Annotated in this window: 10 protein-coding genes and 2 pseudogenes; 7 read left to right on the top strand and 5 right to left on the bottom strand. The window is 66.5% G+C overall.

The window, feature by feature from the left end; genetic code table 11:
• A pseudogene (locus tag ACFYOB_RS38170) lies at window positions 1-526 on the bottom strand (transposase); the annotation flags it as partial.
• A 172-nt stretch (window positions 527-698) separates the two neighbouring features.
• On the opposite strand from ACFYOB_RS38170, the gene ACFYOB_RS38165 reads away from it, so the two are divergent.
• The 4 genes and pseudogenes from ACFYOB_RS38165 (at window position 699) to ACFYOB_RS38150 (ending at window position 2,729) form a co-directional block, all read left to right on the top strand.
• Window positions 699-1,202, top strand: coding sequence for a hypothetical protein (locus ACFYOB_RS38165; protein WP_388568747.1), 504 nt, complete (start codon window positions 699-701; stop codon window positions 1,200-1,202).
• A 12-nt stretch (window positions 1,203-1,214) separates the two neighbouring features.
• Window positions 1,215-1,915, top strand: a pseudogene (locus ACFYOB_RS38160) (transposase family protein).
• A gap of 164 nt (window positions 1,916-2,079) precedes the next feature.
• Entirely contained in the window at window positions 2,080-2,226 is a 147-nt protein-coding gene (locus ACFYOB_RS38155; RefSeq protein ID WP_388568745.1) for a hypothetical protein, read from the top strand.
• 32 nt (window positions 2,227-2,258) lie between these two features.
• Complete coding sequence (locus ACFYOB_RS38150; RefSeq protein WP_388568758.1) at window positions 2,259-2,729, top strand: hypothetical protein; 471 nt, start codon at window positions 2,259-2,261, stop codon at window positions 2,727-2,729.
• 408 nt (window positions 2,730-3,137) lie between these two features.
• On the opposite strand, the gene ACFYOB_RS38145 is transcribed toward ACFYOB_RS38150, so the two are convergent.
• Window positions 3,138-3,404: a hypothetical protein gene (locus tag ACFYOB_RS38145; protein WP_388568743.1), complete on the bottom strand. Its 267-nt coding sequence runs from the start codon at window positions 3,402-3,404 to the stop codon at window positions 3,138-3,140.
• 160 nt (window positions 3,405-3,564) lie between these two features.
• Between ACFYOB_RS38145 and ACFYOB_RS38140 the strand changes: the two genes are divergently transcribed.
• The gene (locus ACFYOB_RS38140) at window positions 3,565-3,915 is read left to right on the top strand and encodes a hypothetical protein (protein WP_388568741.1); all 351 of its coding nucleotides are present in this window, start codon (window positions 3,565-3,567) and stop codon (window positions 3,913-3,915) included.
• 235 nt (window positions 3,916-4,150) lie between these two features.
• Here ACFYOB_RS38140 and ACFYOB_RS38135 read toward each other — a convergent pair whose 3' ends face one another.
• The gene (locus ACFYOB_RS38135; RefSeq protein ID WP_388568739.1) at window positions 4,151-4,597 is read right to left on the bottom strand and encodes a hypothetical protein; all 447 of its coding nucleotides are present in this window, start codon (window positions 4,595-4,597) and stop codon (window positions 4,151-4,153) included.
• 936 nt (window positions 4,598-5,533) lie between these two features.
• On the opposite strand from ACFYOB_RS38135, the gene ACFYOB_RS38130 reads away from it, so the two are divergent.
• Entirely contained in the window at window positions 5,534-6,205 is a 672-nt protein-coding gene (locus tag ACFYOB_RS38130) for a hypothetical protein (protein ID WP_388568736.1), read from the top strand.
• A 495-nt stretch (window positions 6,206-6,700) separates the two neighbouring features.
• Here the strand turns inward: ACFYOB_RS38130 and ACFYOB_RS38125 are convergent, their stop codons facing one another.
• Window positions 6,701-6,889 (bottom strand): hypothetical protein, encoded by a 189-nt coding sequence (locus tag ACFYOB_RS38125; protein WP_388568733.1) that lies wholly within the window; start codon window positions 6,887-6,889, stop codon window positions 6,701-6,703.
• Between the two features lie 201 nt (window positions 6,890-7,090).
• Complete coding sequence (locus ACFYOB_RS38120) at window positions 7,091-7,906, bottom strand: SDR family oxidoreductase (RefSeq protein ID WP_388568730.1); 816 nt, start codon at window positions 7,904-7,906, stop codon at window positions 7,091-7,093.
• A 44-nt stretch (window positions 7,907-7,950) separates the two neighbouring features.
• Between ACFYOB_RS38120 and ACFYOB_RS38115 the strand changes: the two genes are divergently transcribed.
• The gene (locus tag ACFYOB_RS38115) at window positions 7,951-8,898 is read left to right on the top strand and encodes an AraC family transcriptional regulator (protein ID WP_388568728.1); all 948 of its coding nucleotides are present in this window, start codon (window positions 7,951-7,953) and stop codon (window positions 8,896-8,898) included.
• Window positions 8,899-8,921 lie beyond the last annotated feature (23 nt).

Genomic DNA, 8,921 nt, shown 5'->3' with positions numbered 1-8,921 from the left:
TCCCCGGCCTGCCCGGCGGTCAGGACCAGCGCGAGCGGACGGCACCTGCGGTCCGCGGCAAGATGAATCTTGCTGGTCAGGCCGCCCCGGGACCTGCCGAGCAGAGCTTCCCTCAGGCGGAGCTTGCGTCTGCGTCGGATGTGCCGGCGCGCGGCCTGTCCGTTCTGTTCCTCTGGTCCGCCCTTTTTTGCCGTGCTGCTTCCTGCTCGTGCGCGGCTTCTTCCAGAGCGTCCATGAGGTGCTTGCTGACGCGCATCCCTGCGGCGTCATGATGCGCGCGGACCGTGGTGGAATCCACGCTGACCAGCGACAAGTCTGTTCTCCCCACGCGGGCGCCCTCGGCGATCAGGCCTTCCAGCAGGGCAGTGAAGACACCGGCGTCCCGCCAGACGCGGAAGCGTCCGTAGACGGTGGCCCAGGGGCCGAACTCGGCAGGCATCTCCCGCCACTGGGCACTGGACCGGAACCGCCAGATCACACCCTCGAACTGCTCCCGCAACCGTTCCGGGTACGGGCCGTACCTACCTGCCTCGGCAGGCGAGCGGTAGCCGCTCCGCTGTCGGTTCCGCTGGTTCGGCTGACCAGAAGCGGGGTCTGCCGGCTGGGCCGGGAGAAGGCCAGCCAGAGACGTCTGCCCCGGTGCGGGCGGTCGATGGGCAGCCCGGCTCTCTCAATCGGCGAGTTGAGATACTCCTGTCATGGGATCTTGGGGAACTTTGGGGCCGGCGTTGTTGTCTCTGGCAGGTGTTGCGCTCGGCGCGGGCGGGTCGCTGTTTGGCCAGTACATGGTGTCGCGGGTGAGCTCCCGGCAGCTTGAGGTACAGGAGTCGGCTGCGCACCGTGCGGAACTGAAGAATGTGATCCTGAAGTTCCTGAGCATTGCGTCGCAGGTGGAGAAGGCCGCGCTCACGCGCCCAGTGGCAGGAACCGCAACCGATCCCGTGCTCGACCAGCTCGTCGATGACCTGTGGCTTGCGCAAGCAGAGATCGACCTGGCGGCCAGAAGTGCGCCCCTGCGGGGCGCTACGTATCGTTATGCGGGCCGCGTCGCTGAGGCGGCCCGGGGCGAGATAGCCGATGCGTCGGCACTGCGCGGGGCACAGGTGCAGTTCATGGACGCCGCCTATGACGACTTGTGGCCCGGCCAAGCGATACGCAGTCAGAGATTCCCTCACGCCGCAGTGAGACGGGACGGCGGGTGAGACGATCTGGCAGTGGCTGGGGTGATCACGGCGTCGGAGCCGTCCTGAATAGCCCGTTCTCCGGACTGAGCCCGCGCTGCTTTCGCAAGCTGATCACGGCGTTACGCCCACGAAGGCGCAGATCCGGTCCGCAAGGGCCGCCCGTGGGGCCTTCCGCTGGAGAACCGTGTGCTGCTCGTGGCGGCGTATTGGCGCACGAACTCAACTCTGCGCCAGCTCGCACCGCTGTTCGGTGTCTCGAAGTCTGCGGCCGACCGCATCATCAACAACCTCGGCCCGTCGCTGGCGCTCCAGCCCCGCAAGCGGATCCGCAAGGACACCGTCCTGATCGTGGACGGCACCCTGGTATCCACCCGCGACCACTCGGTCGCCGAACAGCCCAAGAACTATCGGTACTCCACCAACCACCAGGTCGTCATTGACGCGGACACCCGACTCGTCGTGGTGGTCGGTCGGCCACTGCCTGGCTACCGCAACGACTGCAGGGCATGGGGTGAATCGAGGGGCCAGGGCTGTCTGCAGAGCACCACGATCGCCGACGGAGGCTATTCAGGTACAGGACTCGTCATACCCACCGTCGCCGCGAAGGCGAAGAACTGCGCGACTGGAATCAGGCCCACAACCAGTCCCACGAGCAGGTCCGCGCTCGCCGCGAGCACGTCTTCGCCCGCATGAAGACCTGGAAGATCCTGCGCGGCGATGGCGATTCGTGACCGCCACCACCCCCTGTTTGGACCGGCCCCAAAGTTGCTTGTCCTGTTGCCCCAACGTGGACGAGGGCTGTGAGGGGTTGCGAGAGCCGCGAAACCACCACGTTGCGGAGGCCTGTACGCGAAATTCTCTGGTCCACAGGTCCTCGGGATGATCGGATAGGCGCATGAGCCTTCTTCGTGACGAGGCCGCGGTTGTCGTGCCGGTCCTCGTGCGTGACCTGACGCCCGCTGATCTGTCCGGCTGTACACAGTCGGGCTCGACCGCCCATCCGGACGGCTCACTGCACCGCCACCAGACCATGTGCACGTGACGGGCAAGGATTTTGTCGTAGGGGGGCGCCGCGTGGCGATGGAAGTGTGGGCACCAGTCTTTTCACTCGCAGGCGTCGCCCTCGGTGGTGGCCTGACGGCGCTCTCCCAACGCGCCACTCAGCGCTCCGCTGAACGGTTGGAGGAACGCCGCCAGACAGCCGCCACCAGGGAGGCGCGCCGGGCAGAACTGATCCAGGCGATCAAGGACTTCATCGCCTGCGTCCAGGATGCCGAACGGGCGGCCTACAGCCGCCCCGAGGCGTGGGGCGATGACGATGACTGGAACCGTACAGCTTCGGCTGCCATGACCAGACTCTGGATCGCTGAACGGCACCTCGTGCTGCTCAGCGATGCGGACCTGCACGCCCCTGTGCATGCATACGCCCGGGCACTCAACCAGGCGGTGTGGCGCGAGATCGGCGACGTCGAGGTCAACGAGCACCTTGAAGAACACAAGATCGCCTTCATGACCGCAGCCCGCGCGAGCCTCGCCTCCCCTTGAGTACAAGAAGCCCGGGTGGCGCCTCTCCGTTCAGGAACAGCCCGGTCGAGCGGCCTCCGACGACGTCGGCGGGGCAGCGGGCGCAAGGTGGGGAACAGTGCCCCCGCCTGACACACGAGTAGGGATCTACGGCGCACACGATTCCACAGCGCTACCCGCATCACCTCGAAGGGATCTGGCTCGCGGGCACAACCATGGACCCGACTGGGTCAGACGGAGACTGGCAGCTCGACGTATCCGTGCCGCCAGGCAGCGAGGGACAGGAGCCCCGGCGGGGTATCGGTAGGGACCTTGGCGGCCCGCCGTTCTGGACGAATCGGGTCGCGTCATGGGTGCCGTCATCCTTACCCAACTGGAAAGCCGCCTTCTACTGAATGCCCCCTTCGACGCGTCACGGCTCAGGTGCCCCTATTTGCTCAGCCTCGGTAAGCCGGCGGAGCGCGCAGTGCATTTCCTGGCGTACCCGGCCGCGGCGAGGAGCTCGGCACGAACGGCGCCCTCGCTGGCCGGCGGCCGGTCCTGCCACTCTGCCCGTACCTCGGCCACCTCCACGCACACGCCCTGAACCTCCGCCACCAGGTCCGTATCCAGCTCCTGGAACTGCGGGCCGGTCACCATCACCGTGCCGTGAAGACCGTACGGCAGCTCGATCCCCCGCCGGACCGTCGCCCGCATCCAGCAGATGGCACGCACCTATGACCTCACCCTCGAAGACACCATCACCCAAGTCCTCTCCGGCAAGCCCGCCCCCGCCGAGCCATTCACCGGGCGGGCATGACACCGTGATGCGCTCGTACGCTGCACAAGAGGATCAGGTCCAAGGACAGAGAACATAGTGACCAACGGAGATGAAGAACTCCGGCAGTGGAGAGAAGCCATGGCGGCGGACCTCCGCAGCTCTGACAGCAGTCGCTCCACCAGGGCACTCCTCGCGTTGACCCTGAATCATCCGGATCGGAGGAAGATGGAACGCATCCTCCTCGACTGCCTGGGACCAGAAAATGACCCGCAGATTGTCGCCCTGGCCGTCACGTGCATGGGACACCTGGGGCGCATCCACGGGACCGTGAGCGCCGAGCTGATGAGCCGGCTCGAATCGCTACTCGAAGACTCAGTTCTCGGAGGTCAGGCGGAAGACGCCCTCGGCGACATCAGATGGTTCACCAAAAAAGTCTGGCTGCAGTAGACGAACTGAGGCCCTGCCGGTATCCAGCAGGGCCTCAGTCACTTCGTAGAACCGCATCGGCATCGGCGGGATTCACCACAGCCGCATGTCCGCCACCCTCGTGCGTTCACGTTCGACAAGGTCCGACAAGGGCGAGGCACTGTTCAGCTGAGCCGTCGGGCCACTGCGGCGCCGAACCGGGAGGGGGAGACGCGGCGAGAGGCCGCTGGAGTACGTCCCGTAGCCCCACAGCCGCTCAGGCCGGCGGAGCGCGCAGTGCATCCCTGGCGTACCCGGCCGCGGCGAGGAACTCGGCGCGAACGGCGCCCTCGCCGGCCGGCGGCCGGTCCTGCCACTCTGCCCGTACTTCGGCCACCTCCACGCACACGCCCTGAACCTCCGCCACCAGGTCCGTATCCAGCTCCTGGAACTGCTGGCCCGTCACCATCACCGTGCCGTGAAGACCGTACGGCAGCTCGACCCCCCGCCACACCGAAGCCAGCACCCACACAGCCAGGTTCAGCGGCAGACGCTCGGACTGCCCGTTGCCATGGGCATGGAGCACGGCACGGCGGTGGTATACCGCAATATCCGCCGAGCCTCCGACCCCGGCCCGGATCAGCAAGCCCCGTTGCAGCGCATCACCGGGCCACGGCATGAGGGTCGTTCCACCGTCGGGATCGATACGCAGCACCGAACTCATCGCACAGCCTCCCCAGTCAGCGACGAGTCAGCGTAGCGACCTCCACTCACCGGCCCGCTCCACGAAAGTCACCGAGCCCGCGGTCTGCGACGCGGGCAGCGGTCGGTATCCGGAGTCGTGGTGACCGGTCACGTGGGAATCGGTCATGACCGGTGACCGACGGGCAGTCGATCGGTCACCGGTCACCGCGACTCGGATCAGTCACCGGTCACCGGTCACCGATCACCGGATCGGTCACGACGATCGGTCAGCACTCACCGGCCCGCCCCGCACCAGTCACCAGGCCCACGACCCGCTGCGGTGGCGGTGGTCGGGTTCTTGGTGACTGGTGACCGGTGCCGTGGGAATCGGTCGTGACCGAACGGGCCGTCGATTGATCAACGGCAAGTCCGTGTTCGGCGTCGTCGGAGACGGCCGGGACCGGATCGACCTGGGAGTCGTCGTCGACGACGACGCGCACGCTGCGCTTGCTCGAACGGAGGACCAGTTCCGGCTGCGAGTCCCCCGAGAGCATCCTGTGTACCAGGAACTCTTGGACTCGCGCGCCGCATACGCCTGGCGAGAGGCGCACCGCGGCCTGCCCCGGACCAAAGGGAAGACGTGCCGAGCTGCATGCGCCGCCCGATCTCAACGCCGGCCAGGCCGCATGCACCTCAGGGGCCTCCGTAGCGACGACAAACTGCACACGTCTGCACACGTCGATCAACAGCTCGCCGTCCTCGCTCCAATGCACAGGCACAAAGGGGATTCCACCAGCCGGGTGGGTTGCGGTGTCGGGCACGGGGGTGTGCGAGTCGGGGGCTCTAGCGTGGCCTCATGGCACAGGAGGATCCCGCACGAGCTCCCTCAGAGGCCTCGCGTCGCGCTCGTGTCCGCGTAGAGGCCAAGCGGTGGTGGCAGCGTCTTTCGCCTGACGTCAGAGGCCTGGTTCTCACCATGATCGGCGGAATCATTCTGGTCGCCGTGACCGAATGGCTATGGCCGGCCACAGGTCACCTTGTAAGGCGCATTGTCGGCAAAGAACAACATGGACTTAGCATCGACGTCGAAGAACCCACAGCGAGCGCATGGGTCTTCGGAGGAAAGACCTATGGCGACCTTGCGCCTCCGCCGGCACAAGTCGAATACGACAGACTGGACTCATGGGCGACGGAGAACGGAGCTACAGCGGTTTCACAGAGACTCTCGTTCATCCTTCGCGGAAAATCAGACAAGACCGTGGTCGTCAAGCAGCTGGAACCAAAAGTGAACTGCGGCCCCAGCACCGCGGGAGTACCCATCTATGACGACCGTGTGCCTACGTCCATGATCCCCCATAGCTCGACGGTCCTGGAGGCTGATGCCAGCCCCGTAGAGATTGCATTTAAAAGCAGAGACGGCAAGCAGATCAAATCCCCCAAGTACCAGGTGACGCAATCCGACAAGGAGTCGGTCACCCTGTCCGTCCACGCCACCTCGCATAGATGCACATGGAGTGTCGTCGTGCATTGGAGTGTGGACGGCAAGGATCGCACGACGAAAATCCCCAATAGGGGCCAATACGTCGTCACGGGCAGCAACGCAGCCACCCAGCACTGGAAAGTGCACGGCGAGTTGTTCTCCGACTAACCCCTTCGGCGGCGTTCGCTCCTGCGCAGCACATAGACACGCGTGCAAGATTCGGCGGCACAGCACAACTGTCGGCGTCCGGTGAAACAGAGCAGCACCCAAACTGCGCCGCCAAACGCGCGAAGGAAATCACCCCTTCGTCGTCTACTTGGCTACGTCCGAGATCGCTCGTCCGGACGAACGCGCGGCAGCACGCAGCTGGCTGGACCGCAACCCTGCACACCTTGGAGCGAGTGAATACAAGCGCTCTCAACCCGTGAGGCGCTCCCACCACATCGGGTGCCGCCGGACCGGTGGACTATCAGAACTCGCCGGGGTTCGGCAGCGGCAGCCCCGGAGCGGCTCGATGGGGAACACGGACGTCGCGTGCCGCGCAATCCAGCTGTCCGGACCTGGGGAGAGGCGGATATAGTGAGAGCACCAACTGTTACTCAGGCGCAGAAGGCCCCCACCTCGGTGGGGGCCTTCTGTCTTGTCCGGCTCCCGCAGCCCCGGTCAGGCGACCTGGAGCTTCGGGCGGCCCGTCGGGGCGGGCGGCGCCTGGTGGTACGTCGGGAGCTTCAGATTGGGAAGGTCCCCGGCCTGGATGCGGACGAGGGCGGTGCGAAACGCGGCCTCCATGGCCTCGGGGGTCTCGTACTTGCGAGGGGTGAAGCCGGTAGGAGTTGCCGGTGCGCTCCTCACTGCGCGGCCTGAGCACGATGTTCAGGTCACACAGAGGCGCCATGAGGCCGCTGACGGCCTGGGGCGTGACCCCGTACTCGGCCGCCATGTCCTTCTGGCGTACCGGCAGCGCTCCCCCAAAGTCGCTCCGGGAGACGAGGTACTGGAGGAACTTGACGGCGGACCCTGACAGCGGCAGGGCCCAGATGCGTGGCGCCTATGTCACACCAGTGCCGCGCCGCCGTCTATCGCGAGCGTGGTGCCGGTGACGTAGGCGTTGGCCAAGACGAAGAGATAGGCCGCCGCGGCTTCCTCGGCAGTGCCGACACGCCGCGTGAGCAGCTCGGACCCGGCGCCCTGGAGGAAAGCCTCCGGGTCCGGGACACTGCCGTCCCACAGCTCGGTGCGGATCACACCGGGCTGGATCACGTTGACGCGCAGAGGGGCGAGTTCGACGGCGAGTGCCCGGGACAGGGCCTCGATGCCGCCGGTGATACCTGCCGTGAGCGCGGTTCCGGACAGGGGGCGGATCGCGAGGACGCCGGAGCTGAAAGTGATTGAGCCGCCGTCGCGCAGTCGCGGTGCAGCGTACTTGGCGGAGAGGAACGCGCCCCAGAACCGGCGCTCGAAGACGGCCCTGGCCTCCTGCGGGGTGGTGTCGACCAACGGCTTGATCAGCAGAGATTCGCCCGCGGTGTAGACGAGGTGGTCGAACTCCCCGACCTGCTCGAAGAACGCGGCGATGGCGTTGCCGTCGGCGACGTCCAGGCGGCGGCCTTCGGCCCGCTCGCCCAACCGCTTCGTCGCAGTGTCCACGCGGTCCTGATTGCTAGAGGCGACCACGACGTCCGCGCCAGCCGCCGCGGCCTGTTGGGCTACCGCGAAGCCGATGCCAGAGGTTCCACCGATGATCACGATCTTCTTGCCAGCCAGAGACATGGGATCCATTCCTTCGTCGATGCAGTGCCGGGGTGCGGCAACCGCCATGGCAAGAACGTACGCCTCCATATCGAGACGCTGAATGACTTGAGATCTCAATTCCCTGTCATATCGTCTCGCCATGCAGGCACTAGAGTGGCGCTATGGACATCCTGAGCGACACCCTCGAAGTCCTGCGCACGGGACGCCCGATGGTGACCCGCACCGACGCGCACGCCCCGTGGGCCCTTAAGTTCCAACCCATCTCAGGAGCCGGATTCCACGTGGTCGTGGAAGGGCACTGCCACCTGCTGCCACCGCACGGCCAACCGCTCGCGCTCGGACCCGGCGACATCGTGTTCCTGCGGCGCGGCAGCGGACACACCCTGTGCGACGTGCCGGACCGCGATCCGGTGGACTTCGTACCAGACCGCGTGGACCGTTCCTCGCCGATCGGCCAGGTCACCGTGGACGGACCAGGGCTGCAAACGGTGCTGGTGTGCGGCGCGTACGCGATCGACGTTGAGCGCCCGCATCCGCTGTTCAGCGATCTACCGGAGGTCATCCACCTCCCCGCGGTTCCCGGCCGCCACCCGGTGCTGCGCTCGGCGGTCGATCAGCTGTGCGCCGAGTTCCACGCGCCGCAGCCGGGCTCGGACGCGGTCGTCACGGCGCTCATCGATCTGCTGCTGCTGTACATCCTCCGGTCGTGGTACGCCGAACTACCGAGGGAACGGACCCGGGGTTGGGCGGCCGCGCTGACCGACCCGGCAGTCGCCCCGGCCCTGAAGGCGATCCACGACGATCCTGGCCATCCCTGGACCGTGGAGTCGCTGGGCACCCGCGCCGGGCTGTCCCGCGCGGCGTTCGCCCGCCGCTTCGCCTCGGTGGTCGGCGAGCCGCCGTTGACCTACCTGACCAACTGGCGGATGGCCACGGCGGCGCGGTTGCTGCACCAATCGCCGGCCCCGCTGAGCACAATCGCGCAGCACACGGGGTACACGTCGGAGTTCGCCTTCGCCAAAGCTTTCAAACGACACTTCGGATCGCCGCCGGGGGCCTACCGCAAGCAGGCCAAGACGGCAGGCGACGAACCACGCGAACACAACTGACGGTGAGGGCCAGGACGTCACCG

It is taken from the genome of Streptomyces sp. NPDC006463, from assembly GCF_042870715.1.
Lineage (GTDB): Bacteria > Actinomycetota > Actinomycetes > Streptomycetales > Streptomycetaceae > Streptomyces.
The sequence above is the reverse complement of the archived record's forward strand: the minus strand, read 5'-3'. Positions and strand labels throughout refer to the sequence as shown.

Excerpts from the sequence above, each read along its gene's own strand:
- ACFYOB_RS38130 (WP_388568736.1), top strand. The coding sequence starts at position 5,534 with ATGATCGGCGGAATCATTCTGGTCGCCGTGACCGAATGGCTATGGCCG.
- ACFYOB_RS38165 (WP_388568747.1), top strand. The coding sequence starts at position 699 with ATGGGATCTTGGGGAACTTTGGGGCCGGCGTTGTTGTCTCTGGCAGGT.
- ACFYOB_RS38115 (WP_388568728.1), top strand. The coding sequence starts at position 7,951 with ATGGACATCCTGAGCGACACCCTCGAAGTCCTGCGCACGGGACGCCCG.
- ACFYOB_RS38155 (WP_388568745.1), top strand. The coding sequence starts at position 2,080 with ATGAGCCTTCTTCGTGACGAGGCCGCGGTTGTCGTGCCGGTCCTCGTG.
- ACFYOB_RS38145 (WP_388568743.1), bottom strand. The coding sequence starts at position 3,404 with ATGCGGGCGACGGTCCGGCGGGGGATCGAGCTGCCGTACGGTCTTCAC.
- ACFYOB_RS38135 (WP_388568739.1), bottom strand. The coding sequence starts at position 4,597 with ATGAGTTCGGTGCTGCGTATCGATCCCGACGGTGGAACGACCCTCATG.